Source organism: Streptomyces sp. NPDC036984 (assembly GCF_055607665.1).
Genome location: NZ_JBVJRL010000004.1, coordinates 290,143 through 310,529, shown reverse-complemented (window position 1 = coordinate 310,529; position 20,387 = coordinate 290,143). Strand labels below are relative to the sequence as shown.

At 71.3% G+C, this 20,387-nt stretch carries 23 protein-coding genes; 12 read left to right on the top strand and 11 right to left on the bottom strand.

All coding sequences use genetic code 11. The annotated features are described in order from the left end of the window. Nucleotides 1-84: 84 nt before the first annotated feature. The gene (gene dusB / locus ACZ7DL_RS10775) at nt 85-1,227 is read right to left on the bottom strand and encodes a tRNA dihydrouridine synthase DusB (RefSeq protein WP_470773212.1); all 1,143 of its coding nucleotides are present in this window, start codon (nt 1,225-1,227) and stop codon (nt 85-87) included. Nucleotides 1,228-1,309: 82 nt separating this feature from the next. Between dusB and ACZ7DL_RS10770 the strand changes: the two genes are divergently transcribed. From ACZ7DL_RS10770 to ACZ7DL_RS10760, 3 genes are all read left to right on the top strand, one after another. Then, nucleotides 1,310-2,761 carry an MFS transporter gene (locus tag ACZ7DL_RS10770; protein ID WP_470773210.1) on the top strand — a complete coding sequence of 484 codons (1,452 nt, stop codon included), beginning with the start codon at nt 1,310-1,312 and terminating at the stop codon, nt 2,759-2,761. Nucleotides 2,762-2,948: 187 nt separating this feature from the next. Further along, nucleotides 2,949-3,326 (top strand): hypothetical protein, encoded by a 378-nt coding sequence (locus ACZ7DL_RS10765; protein WP_470773209.1) that lies wholly within the window; start codon nt 2,949-2,951, stop codon nt 3,324-3,326. Nucleotides 3,327-3,413: 87 nt separating this feature from the next. Next, a complete protein-coding gene (locus ACZ7DL_RS10760) occupies nt 3,414-4,097 on the top strand; it encodes a DUF6766 family protein (protein WP_470773208.1) in 684 nt (227 codons plus the stop codon). A 3-nt stretch (nt 4,098-4,100) separates the two neighbouring features. Here the strand turns inward: ACZ7DL_RS10760 and ACZ7DL_RS10755 are convergent, their stop codons facing one another. Beyond that, nucleotides 4,101-5,009 (bottom strand): helix-turn-helix transcriptional regulator, encoded by a 909-nt coding sequence (locus tag ACZ7DL_RS10755; RefSeq protein ID WP_470773207.1) that lies wholly within the window; start codon nt 5,007-5,009, stop codon nt 4,101-4,103. 176 nt (nt 5,010-5,185) lie between these two features. Between ACZ7DL_RS10755 and ACZ7DL_RS10750 the strand changes: the two genes are divergently transcribed. Together ACZ7DL_RS10750 and ACZ7DL_RS10745 are read left to right on the top strand one after the other, a co-directional pair. Beyond that, nucleotides 5,186-6,613 carry an MFS transporter gene (locus ACZ7DL_RS10750; protein WP_470773206.1) on the top strand — a complete coding sequence of 476 codons (1,428 nt, stop codon included), beginning with the start codon at nt 5,186-5,188 and terminating at the stop codon, nt 6,611-6,613. Between the two features lie 106 nt (nt 6,614-6,719). Next, nucleotides 6,720-6,944: a hypothetical protein gene (locus tag ACZ7DL_RS10745; protein WP_470773204.1), complete on the top strand. Its 225-nt coding sequence runs from the start codon at nt 6,720-6,722 to the stop codon at nt 6,942-6,944. A 79-nt stretch (nt 6,945-7,023) separates the two neighbouring features. Here ACZ7DL_RS10745 and ACZ7DL_RS10740 read toward each other — a convergent pair whose 3' ends face one another. Further along, nucleotides 7,024-7,776, bottom strand: coding sequence for a helix-turn-helix transcriptional regulator (locus ACZ7DL_RS10740; RefSeq protein WP_470773202.1), 753 nt, complete (start codon nt 7,774-7,776; stop codon nt 7,024-7,026). A 121-nt stretch (nt 7,777-7,897) separates the two neighbouring features. On the opposite strand from ACZ7DL_RS10740, the gene ACZ7DL_RS10735 reads away from it, so the two are divergent. Then, nucleotides 7,898-8,446: a DUF2231 domain-containing protein gene (locus ACZ7DL_RS10735; RefSeq protein WP_470773200.1), complete on the top strand. Its 549-nt coding sequence runs from the start codon at nt 7,898-7,900 to the stop codon at nt 8,444-8,446. Nucleotides 8,447-8,525: 79 nt separating this feature from the next. Then, nucleotides 8,526-8,972, top strand: a complete 447-nt coding sequence (locus tag ACZ7DL_RS10730) for a hypothetical protein (RefSeq protein ID WP_470773199.1) — start codon at nt 8,526-8,528, stop codon at nt 8,970-8,972. 108 nt (nt 8,973-9,080) lie between these two features. Here the strand turns inward: ACZ7DL_RS10730 and ACZ7DL_RS10725 are convergent, their stop codons facing one another. Together ACZ7DL_RS10725 and ACZ7DL_RS10720 are read right to left on the bottom strand one after the other, a co-directional pair. Further along, nucleotides 9,081-9,680: a TetR/AcrR family transcriptional regulator gene (locus ACZ7DL_RS10725; protein WP_470773197.1), complete on the bottom strand. Its 600-nt coding sequence runs from the start codon at nt 9,678-9,680 to the stop codon at nt 9,081-9,083. Nucleotides 9,681-9,706: 26 nt separating this feature from the next. Next, a complete protein-coding gene (locus ACZ7DL_RS10720; RefSeq protein WP_470773195.1) occupies nt 9,707-10,717 on the bottom strand; it encodes an aldo/keto reductase in 1,011 nt (336 codons plus the stop codon). A 161-nt stretch (nt 10,718-10,878) separates the two neighbouring features. On the opposite strand from ACZ7DL_RS10720, the gene ACZ7DL_RS10715 reads away from it, so the two are divergent. Continuing rightward, nucleotides 10,879-11,934, top strand: coding sequence for a chitinase (locus ACZ7DL_RS10715; RefSeq protein WP_470773194.1), 1,056 nt, complete (start codon nt 10,879-10,881; stop codon nt 11,932-11,934). 217 nt (nt 11,935-12,151) lie between these two features. Here the strand turns inward: ACZ7DL_RS10715 and ACZ7DL_RS10710 are convergent, their stop codons facing one another. Beyond that, complete coding sequence (locus tag ACZ7DL_RS10710; protein WP_470773192.1) at nt 12,152-13,534, bottom strand: glycine--tRNA ligase; 1,383 nt, start codon at nt 13,532-13,534, stop codon at nt 12,152-12,154. Nucleotides 13,535-13,695: 161 nt separating this feature from the next. Here ACZ7DL_RS10710 and ACZ7DL_RS10705 point away from each other — a divergent pair, with 161 nt between their 5' ends. From ACZ7DL_RS10705 to ACZ7DL_RS10690, 4 genes are all read left to right on the top strand, one after another. Next, complete coding sequence (locus ACZ7DL_RS10705; RefSeq protein ID WP_470773191.1) at nt 13,696-14,673, top strand: metal ABC transporter substrate-binding protein; 978 nt, start codon at nt 13,696-13,698, stop codon at nt 14,671-14,673. Between the two features lie 17 nt (nt 14,674-14,690). Then, nucleotides 14,691-15,461 carry a metal ABC transporter ATP-binding protein gene (locus ACZ7DL_RS10700; protein ID WP_470773583.1) on the top strand — a complete coding sequence of 257 codons (771 nt, stop codon included), beginning with the start codon at nt 14,691-14,693 and terminating at the stop codon, nt 15,459-15,461. Continuing rightward, nucleotides 15,461-16,363 carry a metal ABC transporter permease gene (locus tag ACZ7DL_RS10695; RefSeq protein WP_470773190.1) on the top strand — a complete coding sequence of 301 codons (903 nt, stop codon included), beginning with the start codon at nt 15,461-15,463 and terminating at the stop codon, nt 16,361-16,363. Before ACZ7DL_RS10700 ends, ACZ7DL_RS10695 begins: the two co-directional genes overlap by 1 nt. 70 nt (nt 16,364-16,433) lie before the next feature. Next, on the top strand, nt 16,434-16,844 hold the full coding sequence (locus ACZ7DL_RS10690) for a Fur family transcriptional regulator (RefSeq protein WP_470773188.1): 411 nt from the start codon (nt 16,434-16,436) through the stop codon (nt 16,842-16,844). Nucleotides 16,845-16,897: 53 nt separating this feature from the next. Here the strand turns inward: ACZ7DL_RS10690 and ACZ7DL_RS10685 are convergent, their stop codons facing one another. The 5 genes from ACZ7DL_RS10685 to ACZ7DL_RS10665 are packed head-to-tail and all read right to left on the bottom strand — an operon-like array spanning nt 16,898 to nt 20,297. After that, entirely contained in the window at nt 16,898-18,262 is a 1,365-nt protein-coding gene (locus ACZ7DL_RS10685) for a histidine-type phosphatase (RefSeq protein ID WP_470773187.1), read from the bottom strand. Between the two features lie 40 nt (nt 18,263-18,302). After that, complete coding sequence (locus ACZ7DL_RS10680) at nt 18,303-19,151, bottom strand: isoprenyl transferase (RefSeq protein ID WP_470773186.1); 849 nt, start codon at nt 19,149-19,151, stop codon at nt 18,303-18,305. A 26-nt stretch (nt 19,152-19,177) separates the two neighbouring features. Then, nucleotides 19,178-19,924 (bottom strand): DNA repair protein RecO, encoded by a 747-nt coding sequence (recO, locus tag ACZ7DL_RS10675; RefSeq protein ID WP_470773184.1) that lies wholly within the window; start codon nt 19,922-19,924, stop codon nt 19,178-19,180. Next, the gene (locus tag ACZ7DL_RS10670; RefSeq protein WP_470773182.1) at nt 19,921-20,052 is read right to left on the bottom strand and encodes a hypothetical protein; all 132 of its coding nucleotides are present in this window, start codon (nt 20,050-20,052) and stop codon (nt 19,921-19,923) included. The genes recO and ACZ7DL_RS10670 overlap by 4 nt, the downstream gene beginning before the upstream one ends. Before the next feature lie 29 nt (nt 20,053-20,081). Then, the gene (locus ACZ7DL_RS10665) at nt 20,082-20,297 is read right to left on the bottom strand and encodes a hypothetical protein (RefSeq protein ID WP_470773581.1); all 216 of its coding nucleotides are present in this window, start codon (nt 20,295-20,297) and stop codon (nt 20,082-20,084) included. Nucleotides 20,298-20,387: the final 90 nt, after the last annotated feature.

Sequence of the window (20,387 nt, the reverse complement as noted above, 5' to 3'; positions counted from 1 at the left end):
GCCCACCGAGTCGGGTGGTGGGTGGGCGAGGCGGGGTCCAGGGGCGGAGCCCCTGGCGGGGTCCGGGGCGGAGCCCCGGGTCGGTCAGCCCCCCGACGTGTCGAGCTCGGCTTCCTCGGTGACGCCCGTGCAGTCGTACGGGTCCTTCAGCCACCCGTCCGGCAGCACCACCCGGTTGTTGCCGGACGTACGCCCCCGGGGCCCCTCCGCACCGGTCGGCCACGGCTGGTCCAGGTCCAGCTCGTCCAGGCCCGCCCGCAGCTCCGCGAGGGACGACGTGATCGCGAGCCGCTTGCGCATCTCGGAGCCGACCGCGAAGCCCTTCAGGTACCAGGCGACGTGCTTGCGGAAGTCGACCACGCCCTTGGACTCGTCGCCGATCCACTCGCCGAGCAGGGTGGCGTGCCGGACCATGACGTCGGCGACCTCCCGCAGGGACGGCCGGGCCACGTCCTGCGGACGTCCCTCGAAGGCCGCCACCAGGTCCGCGAACAGCCACGGCCGGCCCAGGCAGCCACGCCCGACCACGACGCCGTCGCAGCCGGTCTCCCGCACCATCCGCAGCGCGTCCTCGGCCGACCAGATGTCGCCGTTGCCGAGCACCGGGATCTCCGGGACATGCTCCTTCAGGCGCGCGATGGCGTCCCAGTCGGCCGTGCCGCCGTAGTGCTGGGCGGCCGTACGGCCGTGCAGGGCGATGGCCGTCACGCCCTCCTCGACGGCGATCCGCCCCGCGTCCAGGTAGGTGATGTGGTCGTCGTCGATCCCCTTGCGCATCTTCATGGTGACCGGCAGGTCACCGGCGCCGCTCACCGCCTCGCGCAGGATCGCCCGCAGCAGGTTCCGCTTGTAGGGCAGCGCGGATCCGCCGCCCTTCCGCGTCACCTTCGGCACCGGGCAGCCGAAGTTCAGGTCGATGTGGTCGGCCAGGTCCTCCTCCGCGATCATGCGGACGGCCTTGCCGACGGTCGCCGGGTCGACGCCGTACAGCTGGATCGAGCGCGGCCGCTCGCTCGCGTCGAACGTGATCAGCTGCATGGTCTTCTCGTTGCGCTCGACCAGCGCCCGGGTCGTGATCATCTCGCTGACGAACAACCCCTTGCCGCCGCTGAACTCCCTGCACAGCGTGCGGAAGGGCGCGTTGGTGATGCCGGCCATGGGGGCGAGCACGACGGGCGGCCGTACGGTGTGCGGGCCGATCTGCAGGGGGGACTCGGACGTGGGCATTGCCCCATTGTCGCGTATCGCCAAAGATCATGTACAACCCATTAGTTAGACGCACTATCGAAGTCGGCGTACGATGGCGCCCATGCCCGAGTCGAGCCACCGCCAACGCCTGCTCGTGCTCGCGATCTGCTGCATGAGCCTGCTCATCGTGAGCCTCGACAACACCGTGCTGAACGTGGCGCTGCCGTCCATGCAGCGCGACCTGCACGCCACCACCTCCGGCCTCCAGTGGACGATCGACGCCTACACGCTCGTCCTGGCCTCGCTGCTGATGCTCGCGGGCTCCACGGCCGACCGGATCGGGCGCAAACGCGTCTTCATGGCGGGCCTGGTGGTGTTCACCCTCGGCTCCGTGCTCTGCTCCGTCGCCCCCAGCCTGGAACTGCTGATCGTGTTCCGCATGATGCAGGCGGTGGGCGGCTCGATGCTCAATCCGGTCGCCATGTCGATCATCACCAACACCTTCACCGACGCCCGGGAGCGCGCCCGCGCGATCGGTGTGTGGGGTGCGGTGGTCGGCATCTCCATGGCGGCGGGCCCGCTCGTCGGCGGGCTGCTGGTGCAGTCGGTGAGCTGGCGCGCCATCTTCTGGGTCAACCTCCCGGTCGGCCTCGCCGCCCTGCTGCTCACCCTCCGCTTCGTCCCCGAGTCCCGTGCGCCCAGGGCCCGCCGCCCCGACCCGGTCGGCCAGCTGCTGGTGATCGCCCTGTTCGGCTCGCTGACGTATGCGATCATCGAGGCGCCGGAGTCGGGCGCCGGGCACGTGGCGCCGTTCGCCGTGATCGCCGTGGCCGCCCTGCTGGCCCTGCTCCGGTACGAGCCCCGGCGCGCCGAACCCCTCATAGACCTGCGCTTCTTCCGCTCGGCCCCGTTCAGCGGCGCCACCGTGATCGCGATCAGCGCGTTCGCCGCCCTCGGCGGCTTCCTGTTCCTGTCCACCCTGTACCTCCAGAACGTTCGCGGCCTCGACGCCCTGCACGCCGGCCTGTGGATGCTGCCGATGGCCGTGCCGACGTTCCTGTGCGCGCCCCTCTCCGGCCGTCTGGTCGGCAGCCGCGGCCCCCGCCTCCCCCTGCTGGTGGCCGGTACGGCGATGACCGCGAGCGGTGTCCTGTTCGCGGCCTTCGAGGCGGAGACGGCGAACACCACCCTCCTGCTCGGCTACGTCCTCTTCGGCATCGGCTTCGGCTTCGTGAACGCCCCGATCACCAACACGGCGGTGTCGGGCATGCCCCGCGCCCAGGCCGGGGTGGCCGCCGCCGTCGCCTCCACCAGCCGGCAGCTGGGCCAGACGCTCGGCGTCGCGGTGATCGGCGCCGTCCTGGCCTCCGGCACCGGCTCGTCCGCGTACCGGCAGGTGTTCGTCTCGGCGGCCCGCCCCGGCTGGTGGATCCTCGCCGGCTGCGGCCTGGCCATCCTGGTCCTCGGCCTCCTCACCAGCGGCCGCTGGGCCCGCCGCACCGCTGAACGGACGGCCGAACAGCTGGAGTCGGCGCAGGTGCGCCAGGTGGTGGGGGCCGGGGAGCGGGCCTGAGGCCTGCCTTCGTCATCCCCCGGGGTCGCCGGATCCGGCGGCCGGGGTAGCCCGAACGCTCCGTGTCCGCCCGGGACACGGCGCGGCTTCCGGCCCCGGCGGCGCGCTCGCCCCACCATGTCCGGCAGCAGCTCCGCCGTGCCCGTGGAGGTTTTCGTTGCCGTGCTGGAGGCGTACCGGCCCGACCGTGCTCGTCTGCGCCGTCTGCCTGGCCGGGTGCGGGACGCTCGGTGAGCGGGAGACGGCCGCGTCCCGGGCCGCCGTGCGCTTCGAGGAGAGCGTCCGGCGCGACGACGGCTCGCGCGCGTGCGCGGCGCTCGCGCCGGAGACGCGCCAGGAGGTCGAGCAGTCCGCCGAATCCCCGTGCGCGAAGGCCCTTCCCGAGGAGCAGCTACCCGACGGGGGCACCGTACGGAACGTCCGGGTCTACGGCCGGCAGGCACAGGTCGTCCTGGACGGCGACACCCTGTTCCTGTCGGCCTTCCCGGCCGGATGGCTGATCACCGCGGCGGGCTGCGTCCCCCGCCCCGGACAGCCGTACCAGTGCACGGTGAAAGGCGGCTGAGCCGGCCATGCGCACCCTGTTCGCCCTGCTCCTGCTTCTGGTCGGCACCGGCCTGTGCTACTTCACCGCCGTGGGGCTGATGCACCGGTGAACCGTCTCGCCCGCGTCCTGCGGAACAACAGCCTCACCCTCGTCTTCCTCACCGGCTTCCTGCTCGCCCTCGCCGGGCAGGCGGTGGCCGGGCACGCCGACTTCAACAACCAGCTGCGCGCCGACGGCCTGTATCCGGTCGGCTTCCTCGCCTACCTGACGACCTCCGACTTCGCCGTGGACGTCACCGAGAACTGGCAGTCGGAATACCTCCAGTTCTTCCTCTACATCTTCGGCACCGTCTGGCTGCTCCAGCGCGGTTCGCCCGAGTCCAAGGAGCTGCACAAGGCCGGTGTGGAGAGCGATCGGGAGCAGAAGGTCGGCGACCACGCCGGCCCGTCCTCGCCGCGCTGGGCCGCCGACAAGGGCTGGCGGCAGCGGCTGTACGCCCGCTCCCTGGGCCTGGTCATGGCCGTCATCTTCGCCTGGTCCTGGCTGGCGCAGTCCATCACCGGTTCCGCCGCCTACAACGAGGAACACCTGCGCCGGCTCCAGGCGCCCATCTCCTGGTGGGAGTACCTGGGATCGGCCGACTTCTGGGGCCGCACCCTCCAGAACTGGCAGTCCGAACTGCTGGCCGTCGCCTCGATGGCCATCCTCTCGGTCTACCTGCGCCAGCGCGGCTCCCCCGAGTCCAAGCCGGTCGGCGCGCCCCACACCTCCACCGGGGTGGAGGGCTGAGGGTCAGCGCGCCGGCACCCCGGACGCGATCTCGTGCAGCCGCTCCAGCCGCTCCCGGGTCTCGTCGTTCTTCGGGGTGTACGTCACCATCCGGGCGCCCAGTTGGGGGCCCAGCCACAGGTCGGTGTGTTCCAGGGTGAGGTGGCCGACGTAGGGGTTGAGGAACTCCTTGGTCTTGGAGCGGGTGCCGACCACCTCGTAGCGCCGCCAGTTCTCGCGGAACTCCGGGGACTCCGTCTCCAGGCGCTTGAGCAGCATCTTCCAGGCGGGCTCGCCGAGATGGCCGGCCAGCGAGGCGCGCAGCCGGGCGGCCATCAACCGCTGGGTCTCCTGGAGGTGGACGACCGCCGCCTGCCAGTCCCTGTCGGTGTGGACGAGGAGCACGCAGTTGCGGTCCTCGGGCGGGATCGTGTCCAGGTCGCCCATCAGGCGGCCGTAGGTGCGGTTGTAGGCGAGGATGTCGTACCGGCTGTTCTGGATGCAGGCCGGGATCGGCTCCAGCCGGGTCAGCATCTCGCGCAGGGCGGGGGTGACGCTCGGGCAGTTCGCAGCGGGCGTCGGGTCGGTCGTGCCGGCCAGCTGGAAGAGGTGGGCGCGTTCGCTGGCGTCGAGGCGCAGGGCGCGCGCGAGGGCGTCCAGGACCTGCACCGAGACCTGGATGTCGCGGGCCTGTTCGAGCCAGGTGTACCAGGTGACGCCGACCGCGGAGAGCTGGGCGACCTCCTCCCGGCGCAGTCCGGGGGTGCGTCGGCGGGTGCCGCGCGGCAGGCCCACCTGTTCCGGCGTGATGCGTTCCCGCCTGCTGCGCAGGAAGGCGGCCAGCTCGTGCCGGCGGATCTCCGCTCCCCGGGCCGGGCCCGGACGGGTCGGCGGGGCCGGCTGATGCGGGGTCTCCTGGGCCGTGGTCGTCATACGCCCAGGGTGCCGCTCCGGCCAGCCTGTTTCCAGGTGCTTCCACTACCAGGACAACGGGCTCTCACCACCGGACTGAGGGTCTCCCCTGATCCCCGAACCTGTTTCCGGGTAGTTCTGCTACCAGGAGAAAGACACTCTGGTACCAGCTTGGGCGGTCCCGCAGGCTCGGAGGCATGAGTGAAACCGTCACCGCCCCGGCCGTCCGGCCGACGGCCGCGCCGCCCGCGCTCGGCGGGCCCGGGCTGTTCACCGTCCTGCTGGCCGCGGCGCTGCCGCTGGTCGACTTCTTCATCGTCAATGTCGCCCTGCCCACCATCGGCTCCGACCTCGCCGCGGGCGAGGCCGTGCTGGAGCTGGTCGTCGCCGGGTACGGGGTCGCGTACGCCGTGCTGCTCGTGCTCGGCGGCCGGCTCGGGGACCTGTTCGGCCGGCGCCGGCTGTTCCTCGGCGGGATGGCCGCCTTCGGCGTCACCTCGCTGGCCTGCGGGCTGGCGCCCGATGCGTGGAGCCTGGTCGCGGCCCGGGCCGCGCAGGGCGCCGCGGCCGCCGCGATGCTGCCGCAGGTGCTCGCCACCATCCAGGCCGCCACGAGCGGCGCGCGCCGGGCGAAGGCCATGAGCCTGTACGGCGCCACGGCCGGGCTGTCCATGGTGGCCGGGCAGATACTCGGCGGGGTGCTGGTCGCCGCCGATGTCGCCGGAACCGGGTGGCGGGCGATCTTCCTGGTCAATGTGCCGGTGGTCGTGCTGGGGCTGGTGCTCGCGGCGCGGTTCGTACCGGAGACGCGCTCGCAGCACCCGGAGCCCGTGGACGGGCCCGGCACGGTCCTGCTCGCGGTGTCCCTGCTGACGCTGCTCGCGCCGCTCACCGAGGGCCGGGCCGCCGGCTGGCCGCTGTGGACATGGCTGTCGCTGGCCGCGTTCCCGTTCGCGGCGGGCGCGTTCTGGGTGGTGGAGCGACGGGCGGACCGGGCGGGGCGGACTCCGCTGGTGCCGCCGAGCCTGTTCGCGGTGGCGTCCATGCGGCGCGGTCTGGTGCTGATGGTGCCGTTCTCCATCGGCTTCAGCGGGTTCATGTTCGTGATCGCGCTGGCGCTCCAGCAGGGCGCCGGGCTGGGCCCGGTGCCGGCCGGGCTGGCGCTCGCGCCGATGGCCGTGGCGTTCCTGTTCGTCTCGCTCGCCGGGCCCCGGCTGATCGCCCGGTACGGCACCCGGGTGGTCACCGCCGGGTCCGTCGTCCAGGGCGTGGGCATCCTGCTGATCGTGCTGGCCGCCTGGCGGGACTGGCCGCATCTGGACCTCGGTTCGCTGCTGCCGGGCGCGGCCGTGGCCGGTGCGGGTCAGGCGCTCCAACTGCCCAACATCATGCGGCTCGTGCTGTCCGAGGTGCCGCCCGCCCGGGCCGGCGTCGGCGGCGGTGTGATGGTGACCACTCAGCAGTCGGCACTGGCCCTGGGCGTGGCCACGCTGGGCACCCTGTTCCTGGTCCTCGCGCCGCATCTGGGCATGCGGGACGCGCTGGTCACCACGCTGCTGGTGCAGCTGGCCGGGATCGTGCTGACCGGCCTGCTGAGCCTGCGGCTGCCCCGGACGGTCGGCTGAGCGCGGGGCACGGCTTGCCCCATTCGGGATGAACCGCCCCTGTCGACGGCGGTCCTGCTGCACACTCCTTGCGGCCGGGTGGGCCGGCCCGGGGAGGGAGGGCGTGATGCCGTCAGGCAGCAGGACGAGCAAGGTCAGCCGCTGGGACCGGCACGGCCGGGAACACGTGGTCCGGGTGGAACGCCGGGGTGTCCGTCGCACGATCCGGTGCGACACCTGCGGCCGGCGGCAGGGCGCGCAGTTCCTGCCGTGGCTGAAGGCGCAGGAGCACCTGGCCGAGGCCCACCAGGCGACGGTCGACCCGGCGGCGCCCCGGCAGTCGTCGCGCTGAGCCACGCGTACCCGCCGTCCGCCCCTGGCCGCCGAGGAGTCCGAGTACCTTCTGGGCGCCGTGGGCGGCCGGCCTCGCCTCAGCCGTCCTGAGCCATCCGGTCATCACGATCGGTGTCGCTCGTGCCCAACCGTACGCAGCATTCCCCGGGCTCGGGAGCCAGGACCGCGTTCACGCCGTTGACCTCGAGGCCGGCGAGGTAGCCGGAGAGGAATGCCTGGTTCATCCCGCACACCAGTTCCGGGGCCCTGGCGGCCAACGGGTGGAAGGGACAGTTGCGCAGCCGCAGCCGGGTCGGGGTTTCCCGCACCGGTTCGTAGCCGTACGCATCGAGCAGGCGCTCGCAGGCGGTCAGCCCGCGCTCGGGGCCCAGGCGGCCGGGGCGGGTCTCCTCGCGGGCGGCCTCGCCCAGCTGCCGGCCACGGTGTTCCGCGGTCCGCACGGCCGCCTGTGCGGCGCTCTCGTCGGCACCCTCGGTCAGGACGGCGTCCAAGAGGAGATCCGCGAGGAGTTCGTGGCGCCGGTCGGGGATGTTCACGGTGATCTGGGCGTCGGTGGGCTCGTACACCTTCGGTCGCCGACCGACCTTGCGGATCCCGCCGGGCGTCTCGTAGCGGGCGTGCAGCAGGCCGGCGTCGACGAGCTTGTCGAGGTGGAAGGCGGCGAGCTTGCGGGAGATGCCGACACTGGCGGCGGCCTCGTCCCGGGTGACGGCACGGCCGGCGCGGCGGATGAAGGCGAACATACGCCGCCGCGACTCCTCACTCAGGACGCTGATGGAGTCGATGGCGCTGTCAGCCCCGTCGGCCTGCACTGTCGGATCAAAAGCCACCACACCACGGTAACGCCCAGTCCTGTGGGCACAAGCGTTCTTTTACCCCTCCGCACTGCGCGTCTTGACGCCTCCCCGCAATAAGACCAAGATTTATTGGTGAAACTAGTGGGAGGTTGCGATGGCCAGTGAGTCACAGCTGGAGGCGAAGCGACCGGTCAGCGCCGCGCTCGCCGGCCCGTACGGGCACCCGTTCCACCCGATCCTCGTGACAGTGCCGATCGGTGCCTGGGTGACCAGCCTGGTGTTCGACATCGCGTCCCATGTCGTGCACCGCCCCGGGTTCCTCACCCAGGCGTCCGAGTGGCTGATCGCGGTCGGGGTGATCGGTGCCCTGCTGGCGGCCATGGTCGGATTCCTCGATCTGTTCGCGATTCCGGCCGGCACGCCGGCCTTCCGGACCGCCTTGGTCCACATGACGCTGAACCTGCTGGTGACCGCCGCCTACGTCGTCGGCTTCCTGTGGCGGCAGGGCGACTACGCCGGCGGCGCAAGTGTGGGCATCGGCAAGCTCGCCCTGTCCGCGCTCAGCATCGCGGCCCTCGCGGTCTCGGGATTCCTGGGCGGCAAGCTCGCCTACCGCTACGGCGTACGGGTCGCCGACGAGAACACCCAGGCCGAGGGATACACGCCCGACGGCAACCGGAGGTGTGCCGGATCCGCTGTGTGACCCGGCCCCTCGGCACGTCCCCACGACGGCAGCCGGGTCCCCCAGCCGCCGTCACCACCGTTCCCCTCTGGAGTTCCCCATGGACATCGCCGCACTGATCACCTGGGTGGTCACCGCTCTCGGCGGGTTCTACATGCTCGGCACCTGGATCCGACGCGGCGGCATTCGCCGGCAGCAGACCGGCACCAGCCGCCTGCCCGCGCCCGTGGTATTCGGCCACTTCGCTCTGGCCGCGATCGGACTGCTGGTGTGGATCATCTACATCGTGGCCGACAAGACCGCCCTGGCCTGGACGTCGTTCATCCTGCTGCTGCCGGTCGCCCTGCTGGGATTCGTGATGCTGGCCCGCTGGATCCCCGTCTACCGCGACCGCACCGCGCCCGCGGCCGCCGCGGGCCCGGGAGCCGAAGGCACCGTCCCCGCCGAACGGCACTTCCCGGTGGCGGTCGTGGTGGCACACGGCCTGCTCGCGGTGGTCACCCTGGTTCTGGTCCTGCTGACCGCACTGGGCGCCGGGGGCAGCTGACACGACTGAGCGCCCTCACCGCACCGCCGCCCGAACAGCGGCGGACGCGGGGTGGCCGGCCGGCTTCAGGCCCACCTGGAACCCAAGGGTGCCGGTGTGCTCATCGAGTCAACCGCCGACCGCCCGCAGCCCTCGCACCAGCAGGTCCACGACGGCCCGGAACTCCTCCTCGACGCCGGGGGCGGTCCACTCGCGGGCGTAGCCGGGGTCGTGGAAGCGGCCGGTGGCCTGGAAGACGGCGCGGGCCGCGGTGCCCGGGTCGGACACACGGAAGACGCCCGCCTCGGCGCCCGCGGCGATGATCCGGGTCAGCTGGCCGGTCAGATCGGCTATGTGCTCGTGGACCACGCCCCCGAGTTCGTCGGTGAGCACGGTGTAGGTGGCGAACAGCTCGGGGTCGTCGCCCGCCTTCCGCCGCTTGGCGGCGAAGAGGGCGGCGAGCCAGTCCCGCAGCCGCTGCTCGGGGTCGCGGCCCCCGGCGGTGACGATCCCGGCGAGCTTCTCGGAGGTCCGGTCCAGCCAGCGCTTGGTGACCGCCTCGCGCAGCGCCGCCTTGGTGCGGAAGTGCCGGTAGACGCTGCCGTGGCTGACGCCGAGCGCGCGGGCCACGTCGACCACGGTGGCCTTGGCCGGGCCGTGGCGGCGCAGCACCTCCTCGGTGGCTTCGAGGATGCGCTCGGCGGTCAGGGTCTCGCTGGTCGGTGGCATGCCATAGACCGTACCGGGCGGCGGGTTCAGCGCTCGCTGTCGAGGTGCGCCATCTGCGCGGTCGGGTAGCGGTCGCCCGCCGCCGCGTCCGCGGGTACGGCCTCCTCGATCGCCGCGAGGTCGGCCGCGTCCAGGGTGACGTCCAGCGCGCCCAGCGACTCGGTCAGCCGCTCGCGGGTGCGGGCACCGACGAGCGGCACGATGTCCTCGCCCCGCGCCAGCACCCAGGCGATGGCGATCTGCGCGACCGTCACGTCCTTCTGTTCGGCGATCTTGCGCAGCGCCTCGACCAGATTCAGGTTGTGCCGGAGGTTCTCGCCCTGGAAGCGCGGCGAGTGGGCGCGGAAGTCGTTCGCGGCCAGTTGCCGGTCGCGGGAGAAGTGGCCGGAGATCAGCCCGCGGGAGAGCACGCCGTACGCGGTGATGCCGATGCCCAGCTCACGGGTGGTCGGCAGGATCTCCCGCTCGATGGTGCGGGAGATCAGCGAGTACTCGATCTGGAGATCGGCGACCGGGGCGGTGGCGGCGGCCCGGCGGATGGTCTCGGCGCCGACCTCGCTCAGGCCGACATGGCGCACGTATCCCTGCTCGATCAGTTCGGCGATCGCGCCGACGGTCTCCTCGATCGGCACCTCCGGGTCGAGGCGGGCGATCCGGTAGACGTCGATGTGGTCGACGCCGAGGCGCTGGAGGGAGTAGGCGGCGAAGTTCTTCACGGCGGCGGGGCGGCCGTCGTAGCCGATCCAGTTGCCCGCCGGGTCGCGCAGGGCGCCGAACTTGACGCTGACCAGCGCCTTTTCGCGCAGGGTGGGCGGCGCGGCGCGCAGGGCCTCGCCGATGAGCATCTCGTTGTGCCCCATGGCGTAGAAGTCGCCGGTGTCCAGCAGGGTCACGCCCGCCTCCAGGGCGGCGTGGATCGTCGCGACGGACTCCGCGCGGTCGGCGTCGCCGTAGAGCGCGGACATGCCCATGCAGCCGAGGCCGAGGGCGGAGACCTGGGGGCCGGTGGTTCCGAGGGGTCGGGTTCGCATCGTCATGCCTCCACTCTGACATGACAGCTGACAGATTTCAATATCTGTCATTCCATAGCTGTCAGCATGATCGGGCGCGCCGAATGGTCCAGACCTATTGACGGCAGGTCTGGACCAGCGCACTGTCATGTCTACGACACCTCACCGATCCCCCACCGGGAGGCCCGATGCTCCGCCGCGCCCTGCGCCTGCTCACCGCCGCCCTCACCACGACCGCCCTGGCCGTCCCGCTCGCGCTCGCCACCGCGCCCACCGCCTCCGCCGCCGACACCTGCGCGGTGAGGTCACGGCCGGCGGGCAAGGTGCTCCAGGGCTACTGGGAGAACTGGGACGGCTCCGCCAACGGGGTCCACCCGCCCTTCGGCTGGACCCCGATCACCGACTCCCGCATCCCCGCCCACGGCTACAACGTGATCAACGCGGCCTTCCCGGTCATCCGCTCCGACGGCACGGCCCTGTGGGAGGACGGCATGGACGCCGGCGTGAAGGTGGCCACGCCCGCCGAGATGTGTGCGGCCAAGGCGTCCGGCCAGACAATCCTGCTCTCGATCGGCGGCGCGGCGGCCGGCATCGACCTGTCGTCCTCGGCCGTCGCCGACCGTTTCGTGGCGACCATCGTGCCGATCCTGAAGAAGTACAGCTTCGACGGCATCGACATCGACATCGAGACGGGCCTGGTGGGCAGCGGGGACATCGGCCGGCTCTCCCCGTCCCAGGCCAACCTGATCCGCATCATCGACGGGATCCTCGCGCAGATGCCGGCCGGCTTCGGCCTGACGATGGCCCCGGAGACGGCGTACGTCACCGGCGGCAGCGTCACCTACGGTTCGATCTGGGGCGCGTACCTGCCGATCATCAAGAAGTACGCGGACAACGGCCGGCTGTGGTGGCTGAACATGCAGTACTACAACGGCAGCATGTACGGCTGCTCCGGCGACTCGTACGCGGCCGGCACGGTGCAGGGCTTCACCGCGCAGACCGACTGCCTCGCCAAGGGGCTGGTGGTCCAGGGCACGACGATCAGGGTGCCGTACGACAAGCAGGTCCCGGGTCTGCCGGCCCAGTCCGGCGCGGGCGGCGGCTACATGGCTCCGTCCCTGGTGTCCCAGGCCTGGAAGCACTACGGCACGTCGCTCAAGGGCCTGATGACCTGGTCGATCAACTGGGACGGCTCGAAGAACTGGACCTTCGGCGACAACGTCAGGGCGCTGCAGGGCCGTTGACGGCGTCGGCCCTACCGGCCGCCGGTGGTCCCACCAAGGCCCTGACGGCCGGCTGCCCCCGCACCCCGCGGGAAGTGCCGGCCCGCTGCCACCGGGCCGCGGACGGCGCGGGCGTGGCCGCCGCCAGGTCGTGACCGCGACGGCTTCCTGGACGAGAAAGCCCACCCACCGGCCGAACGGGTCGGGCGGTGGGTGGGCGAAAGAGTGCCGTCCGGCGTCAGCAGCCGATGAGGCGCTGGGCCAGGTAGCCCTCGATCTGGTCCAGCGACACGCGCTCCTGCTTCATCGAGTCACGCTCGCGCACGGTCACCGCGTTGTCCTCGAGCGTGTCGAAGTCGACGGTCACGCAGTACGGCGTACCGATCTCGTCCTGGCGGCGGTAGCGGCGGCCGATGGCGCCGGCGTCATCGAACTCGATGTTCCAGTTCTGCCGCAGCGCCTGGGCGAGGCCCTTGGCCTTCGGGGACAGCTCCGGGTTCCGGGACAGCGGGAGGACGGCCACCTTCACCGGGGCGAGGCGGTGGTCCAGGCGCAGCACGGTCCGCTTCTCCATCTTGCCCTTGGCGTTCGGCGCCTCGTCCTCGACATAGGCGTCGAGGAGGAAGGCCAGCATGGTGCGGCCGACACCGGCCGCGGGCTCGATGACGTACGGCGTCCAGCGCTCGCCGGCCTCCTGGTCGAAGTAGGAGAGGTCCTGGCCGGAGGCCTTGGAGTGGGCGGAGAGGTCGTAGTCGGTGCGGTTGGCGACACCCTCCAGCTCGCCCCACTCGCTGCCGCCGAACTGGAAGCGGTACTCGATGTCGGCGGTGCGCTTGGAGTAGTGGGAGAGCTTCTCCTTCGGGTGCTCGTACCAGCGCATGTTCTCCTCACGGAGACCCAGACCGCGGTACCAGTTCCAGCGCTGCTCCATCCAGTATTCCTGCCACTGCTCGTCCTCGCCCGGCTTGACGAAGAACTCCATCTCCATCTGCTCGAACTCGCGGGTGCGGAAGATGAAGTTGCCCGGCGTGATCTCGTTGCGGAACGACTTGCCCATCTGCGCGATGCCGAACGGCGGCTTGCGGCGCGAGGTGGTCTGCACCTGGGCGAAGTTGGTGAAGATGCCCTGGGCGGTCTCCGGGCGCAGGTAGGCGACGGAGCCGGAGTCCTGGGTCGGGCCGAGGTGGGTGGAGAGCAGACCGGAGAACTGCTTGGGCTCGGTGAACTGGCCCTTGTTGCCGCAGTTCGGGCAGTTGATGTCCGCGAGGCCGTTCGCCGGGGCGTGGCCCTTCTTCTCCTCGTACGCCTCTTCCAGGTGGTCGGCGCGGAACCGCTTGTGGCACGAGGTGCACTCGGTCAGCGGGTCCGTGAAGGTGGCGACATGGCCCGAGGCGACCCAGACCTCCGAGGCCAGGATGACGGACGAGTCGATACCGACGACGTCCTCGCGCGACGTCACCATGTAGCGCCACCACTGGCGCTTGATGTTCTCCTTGAGCTCGACACCCAGCGGTCCGTAGTCCCAGGCGGCACGCTGTCCGCCGTAGATCTCACTGCACGGGAAAACGAAGCCACGGCGCTTGCTCAGGCTGACGATGGTGTCGATCTTGTCGGCGGCCACGGTGCTCTCTTCATTACGACGACGGGCGTTGAAGCGAGATGCTTCCAGCGAATGATTCAGGTTACCGGCGCAGGCTCCCCCACGACCAAATCGGCCCCCTGCTCGGACCGCATGACGAGCGTTGTTGACAACGGTTTCCATGTTTGTTGAAAATGACTGTCATGAACGTACGACGACGCACCCGGCCCCGCGCGCAGCGCTCCATACCCGCCGCCGCGGCCGCCATGGTCATCGCCCTCGGCACAGGCACCCTCTCGGCCTGCTCCAGCGACGGCGCCGCGGCCAACACCGGCAAGTTCGACGTCGTCGCGTCGTTCTACCCGATGGCCTTCCTCGCCGACCGGATCGGCGGCGACCACGTCCACGTCACCACGCTCACCTCGCCCGGCCAGGAGCCGCACGACCTGGAGATCAGCCCGCAGCAGATCGCCGGTCTCGAGGAGTCCGACGCGGTCCTGTACCTGAAGAACCTCCAGCCGTCCGTCGACGACGCGGTGGCCCAGTCCGCGGTGAAGACGAAGATCGACGCGGCCTCCCTGACCACGCTGGAGGACCACGGCGACGAGGTGGGCGGCCACGCGGCCGAGCACGACACCCACGAGAACGGGGAAGAGGCGGGCAAGGACCCGCACATCTGGCTCGACCCGGTGCGGTACGCCCAGGTCGCCGAGGGGGTCGGCAAGGCTTTCGCGAAGGCCGACCCGAAGCACGCGGCCGACTACAAGAAGAACACCGCGGCCCTGGTGAAGCAGCTGAACGAGCTGAACACGCAGTTCAAGGACGGCCTCGCGGACACGAAGACCAAGGTCTTCATCACCACGCATGCCGCCTTCGGCTACCTCGCCGAGCGCTACGGCCTCACCGAGGAGGCCATCAGCGGCCTCGACCCCGAGTCGGAGCCGAGCGCCGCCCGGATCCGGGACCTGCAGAAGACGGCCGAGGCCGACCACGTCTCCACGGTCTTCTACGAGACCCTGGTCAGCGACAAGACCGCCAAGACCGTCGCCGACGACGCGGGCCTGAAGACCGACGTGCTCGACCCGATCGAGGGCATCACCGACAAGAGTCGCGGCAAGGACTACTTCGCGGTCCAGGAGGCCAACTTGAAGGCACTCCGGCAGGCGCTGGGCGCCAAGTGACCGACAGGGAGGGCAGGATCATGGGAGAACCCGTCATAGCCCTGCGGGGGGTGGCCGCCGAACTCGGCGCGCGTCCCGTACTGCGCGGCATCGACCTCACCGTCGGCCGCGGCGAGGTCGTCGCCCTGCTCGGCGCGAACGGCTCCGGCAAGTCCACGGCGATCCGCACGATCATCGGCCAGGTGCCGGTCAGCGGCGGCACGATCGACCTGTTCGGCACCCCGCGCCGGTCCTTCCGGGACTGGGCGCGCGTGGGCTACGTACCGCAGCGCACGACGGCCGCGGGCGGGGTCCCGGCGACGGTCACCGAGATCGTCTCCTCGGGCCGGCTGTCCCGCACCCGCTTCGGCCTCTTCCGCAAGAGCGACCGCGAGGCCGTACACCGGGCCCTGGAGTCGGTCGGCATGGCGGACCGGGCCAAGGACTCGGCGACCGCGCTCTCCGGCGGCCAGCACCAGCGGGTGCTGATCGCCCGCGCCCTGGTCGCCGAGCCCGAACTGCTGATCATGGACGAGCCGATGGCGGGAGTCGACCTGGCCAGCCAGGAGGTGCTGGCCCAGACGCTGCGGCAGCAGGTCGCGGCCGGTACGACGGTCCTGCTCGTGCTGCACGAACTGGGTCCGCTGGAGCCCCTGATCGACCGGGCAGTCGTCCTGCGCGACGGCTGCGTCCTGCACGACGGCCCGCCCCCGCAGGCGGTCGGCCAGCACGCGCTGCCCGGCCACGACCACGTGCACCCGCACGCACCCGCGGGCGCCGAACCGATCCGCACGGGACTGCTGAGCTGATGGACTTCCTGAACTACGCCTTCATGCAGCGGGCACTCATCGCGGCCGTCCTGGTCGGCATCACCGCGCCCGCGATCGGCATCTACCTGGTCCAGCGCCGCCAGCCCCTGATGGGCGACGGCATCGGGCACGTGGCGATGACCGGCGTCGGCCTCGGCTTCCTGCTGAACGCCTCGCCGGTGTGGATGGCCACGGCCGTCGCCGCGTTCGGCTCGGTCCTGATGGAACTCATCCGCTGGTACGGCAAGACGCGCGGCGACATCGCCCTGGCGATGCTCTTCTACGGCGGCATGGCCGGCGGCGTGATGTTCGTCAACATCGCGCCGGGCGGCTCCAACGCCAACCTGATGTCGTATCTGTTCGGCTCGCTGTCGACGGTCGCCCCCTCGGACGTGACCGCGATCGTGGTCCTCGCCGCGTTCGTGATGCTCGTGACCCTCGGGCTGCGCCGCCAGCTGTTCGCGGTCAGCCAGGACGAGGAGTTCGCGCGGGTCACCGGGCTGCCCGTGCGCGCCCTGAACCTGCTCACCGCCGTCACGGCGGCGGTGACCGTGACCGTCGCCATGCGGGTGGTCGGCCTGATCCTGGTCTCCGCGCTCATGGTCGTACCGGTCGCCGCCGCGCAGCAGCTCACCCGCAGCTTCGCCGCGACCTTCGCGATCGCCGTGGCGCTCGGTGTCACCGTGTCGATCAGCGGCACGATCACCTCCTTCTACCAGGACGTCCCGCCGGGCGCCACGATCGTCCTGCTGACGATCGCCGCGTTCGTCGTGCTGACCGCCCTGGCCACGCCGCTGGCCCGCCGACGCGCCCGTGCGGCCGCCGCGGCGCAGCCCGCCGGGGAACCGGCGGAGTGCTCGATTCCGGCCTCGCGCGGGGCCGGAGACGAGATCGGCGTCTGACCGCTGACAGTCCGGGCTGGCAGAATGACCCGGGCAACAAGCGAGACGTGAGCCAGCGAAGGAGGCAACGGTGACGACCGCTGGACCGCCCGTGAAGGGCCGCGCGACCCGCCAGCGTGCAGCCGTGGCGGCGGCCCTGGACGAGGTCGACGAGTTCCGCAGTGCGCAGGAACTGCACGACATGCTCAAGCACAAGGGCGACTCAGTCGGTCTGACCACGGTCTACCGCACCCTCCAGTCCCTCGCCGAGGCCGGCGAGGTCGACGTCCTGCGCACGTCCGACGGTGAGTCCGTCTACCGCCGCTGCTCCACCGGCGAACACCACCACCACCTCGTCTGCCGCACCTGCGGCAAGGCGGTCGAGGTGGAGGGGCCCGCGGTGGAGAGGTGGGCGGAGACGATCGCCGCGGAGCACGGGTACGTCAACGTGGCCCACACGGTGGAGATCTTCGGCACGTGCTCGGAGTGCGCGGCCGGCTGAGCGCCGTAGGGGGCGGGGGCCGTCGACCGCGGAGCCGCCCCGCCCGGCTGCGTTCAGTCTCGTCCGAAGCAGCGCTCCAGCTCGTCGAAGTCGTAGAAGGCGCTGCCCGCGGCGATCGGACGGCACTCCGGCTTGAAGGCCGTCTCCTTCTCGTTGTAGAGCATGCGGACCAGGTAGCGGTCGCCCTTCTGGAACACGTCCCACTGGATGTTGGCGCCGAGCGGGGAGACGGCGGCACCGCGCCAGGGGTTGCCGGCGTAGGTGTACGGCTCTCCGGGCTCCGCCGGCTCCGTGCTGCCGGGCAACCCCATCAGCGCGGCCAGCGGGATGATCTCCTCGGCGTGGGTGAAGCGCAGTTCGGCGCCGAGGTCGCTGGTGCCGGCCCGCTTGGCCTCGACCTGCTCGAAGAAGTCGTCGAGCAGGACGCCCGCCATCTTCCAGGTGATGTCGCTGTCCGAGAAACCGGGGCCCTTCTCGTAGAAGTCCTCGGCGTCGGACAGGTAGCCGAACCAGGCCGCGTCCGTGCGGGAGATGAAGCGCTCCATGCCCCAGCCCTTGCCGTCCGGGCTCTCCTCGCGCATCGCCGGGGCGATGGCGTACAGGTTGTAGACGGCCTGGGCGGCGCCGACCTGGTCGGGGATCCGGGTGACGAAGGAGTCCGTGAAGATCCTGCCGAGGACACTGCGGGCGGCCTGCCGGGTCCTCGGCTGGTCGGTGATGCCCGCCAGGGTGCCCTTGAGGCGCTGGTCGTTCTCGATGTAGTCGCGGTACGCGGCGCCGCCCGCCGCCTTGTGGAAGTACAGCAGGTCCTTGTCGGTGCGGGTCGGCCCGATCAGCGGTTTCAGGGCCGGGTCGGCGGCGGCCAGGGCACCCGTGAAATCGGCGCCGCTGTCCACGGCCCGGCCCTGCCCGGAGCTGACGACGTCGATCTTCTCGCCCCGGTCGGCGATCCGGGCGAACAGGACCGGCAGGCGCCGCTCCAGGCGCGTGGCGGTGTCCCGCATCTCCTGCCGGCCGCGCCCGCTGAGGCTGCCGTGACCGATGTCGGACATGGCGGCCGTCAGGGCGCGCACCCGGGGCCCGAACTCCTCGCCCCGGCGGGTGAGCCGGCCCTCCGCCTGGGCCTGGTCCCACAGTGCGAGGACCAGGTCGCCGTCCTCGCTGTCACTGGCGGCGCGGGAGCCGTGCCGGGAGGCGTTCTCGGTGAAGACGGGAACGAATCCGGCCGGGGCCTTCTGGTAGCCGTGCGGGTTCTGCCGGGAGGGGGGTCCCCCCTGCTGGAGCGGAGCCGAGAGCTTGGGGGAGTACGGCGCCTTCGTGCCGTAACTCTCGCGGTGCGCGGGGCCGTCGGACGCGTGCGCGGGCAGGGCGGTGAGCAGCAGGGCGCCGAGGGCGAGGACAGGGGTGAGACGTCTCATGAGTCCCGCATCCTCGGCGGCCCGTGTGAACCCCCGGTGGCTACGAGGTGGACCCGCCCTTCATGGCGGCTTCCATGGCGAGCAGTTCCTCGTTCGGCACGGCTCCGCCGAAGCGCCGGTCGCGGGAGGCGAACTCGACGCAGGCCCGCCACAGGTCGCGCCGGTCGAAGTCGGGCCACAGCACGTCCTGGAAGACCATCTCGGCGTACGCGCTCTGCCAGAGCAGGTAGTTGGAGGTGCGCTGCTCACCGCTCGGCCGCAGGAACAGGTCGACGTCCGGCATGTCCGGGTAGTACAGGTACTTCTGGATGGTCTTCTCGCTGACCTTGGACGGGTCGAGGCGGCCCGCCTTCACGTCCTCGGCGATGGCCTGCGCCGCGTCGGCGAGCTCGGCGCGCCCGCCGTAGTTCATGCAGAAGTACAGGGTGAGCAGGTCGTTGCCCTTGGTCTGCTCCTGGGCGACCTGGAGCTCCTTGGCGACCGACTTCCACAGCTTGGGCATCCGGCCCACCCAGCGCACCCGGATGCCGAGTTCGTCGAGCTGGTCGCGGGTCTTGCGGATGAAGTCGCGGTTGAAGTTCATCAGGAAGCGGACCTCGTCGGGCGAGCGCTTCCAGTTCTCGGTGGAGAAGGCGTACAGGGAGATGTTGCGCACACCGATCTCGATCGAGCCCTGGAGCACGTCGAGCACCCGCTCGGCACCGACCTTGTGCCCCTCGGTGCGCGGCAGGCCCCGCTCCTTGGCCCATCGCCCGTTGCCGTCCATGACGATCGCCACGTGGTTCGGCACCAGCTCACCCGGGAGCTTGGGTGCGCGGGCGCCGGACGGGTGCGGCTCCGGCGCCTTGTACTCGCGCCGCTGGCGCCCCAGGATCCCGCGTACGACCATGTGCTTCTCGTCTCCTCGACCGTGAACTACTTCTCTACGTACCGGAGGGAGCGCAGCCCGCGCTCCAGGTGCCAGTGCAGGTAGGCCGACACCAGCCCGCTGCCCTCGCGGACGTACCGCGCCTCGCACGCGTCCGCCGTCTCCCAGTCTCCCGTAAGCAGCGCCCCCAGCAGTACCAGAGTCTGCGGGGACGGTACGACGCTGCCGGGCACCCGGCAGTCGACGCAGACGGAGCCGCCGGAGGCGACCGAGAAGAACCGGTTCGGGCCGGGCATCCCGCACCTCGCGCAGTCGCCGAAGCTGGGCGCGTACCCGTTGACGGCGAGGGAGCGCAGCAGGAAGGCGTCGAGGACGAGGTGCGGCGCGTGCTCACCCCGGGCGAGCGTGCGCAACGCGCCGACCAGCAGCAGGTACTGCTGCACGGCCGGCTCGCCCTCGTGGTCCGTGAACCGCTCGGCGGTCTCCAGCATGGCGGTCCCGGCGGTGTACCGCGCGTAGTCGGTGACGATCCCGCCGCCGTACGGGGCGATCGTCTCGCTCTGCGTGCACAGCGGCAGCCCACGCCCGATCAGCTCGCTCCCGCGCGCGAAGAACTGCACGTCGACGTGGGAGAAGGGCTCCAGCCGGGCCCCGAATTTCGACTTGGTGCGCCGCACGCCCCGGGCAACGGCCCGTACCCGACCGTGACTGCGGGTGAGCAGCGTGATGATCCGGTCCGCTTCCCCGAGCTTCTGGGTGCGCAGCACGATGCCGTCGTCGCGGAACAGACTCACCGGACACCCCCACGAGCTCCCGGCCGGGGGTCCGGGGGTCGGCCCCCGGGCGAGCACAGCATGATCCGGTCCGCTTCCCCGAGCTTCTGGGTGCGCAGCACGATGCCGTCGTCGCGGAACAGACTCATGGCACCATTCTCGCCCATGCGGGGAGCGGCTAGGGCGCCTCTCCGCGACTGCGGGCGTTGGCGTGGGCGGTCGCCGCGCTGAGCCGCTCGGCGGGGGTGGCGCTGCGCAGCGCACCGGGTTCGGCATCCCATTCGCGCCCTCCGCCGTACGGTCTCAGCTGCACGTACGGCCCCTCATGCCCCATGACGATGCCGACCTTGCCGGTCCGGGTGTCCATGACATGGCTGCCGACGGCAGGCTTCACCACTTCGACTTCTCCTCCGACTCCTCGACAGACGGCGCCCCGTGGGGTTCGCCGCACCCCCACGGTGCTCCCCCGCCTTTCCGAGTTTCA